General features: G+C 55.6%; 1 protein-coding gene. It reads right to left on the bottom strand.

Annotated features, from left to right (window positions below):
• Nucleotides 1-242, bottom strand: a 242-nt coding sequence (locus SB725_RS32305) for a hypothetical protein (protein ID WP_410923579.1), incomplete at its 3' end; no start/stop codon positions are given.
• Between the last annotated feature and the right edge of the window lie 15 nt (nt 243-257).

Raw genomic sequence — 257 nt, 5'->3', positions numbered from 1 at the left:
GTTTGCGTTCGTGAGCAACGACCTGTCCGACGATGTCGGCTGTTAGCGGCAGTCTTGAAGAGGAATTCTCCATCCCTCACCGCACGAACGCGCTTGAGCAGCTGGGCTAGTTGGTATGGGTACGCTTTCGCGTCGCGCTTCGAGTAGGAGAATGGACGGTTGCCGTAGCCGACATCCGAATCGACGGCGGTTTTCACTGCGGCAAGAAATGCGTCTGCCTCAGATGCGATAGGTGTAATCATTGCGTCATCAATGCA

Origin of the sequence: Pseudomonas sp. SIMBA_041 (assembly GCF_046535095.1) — a bacterium.
Lineage (GTDB): Bacteria > Pseudomonadota > Gammaproteobacteria > Pseudomonadales > Pseudomonadaceae > Aquipseudomonas > Aquipseudomonas mucoides.
This window is presented reverse-complemented; position numbering and strand designations above follow the sequence as displayed.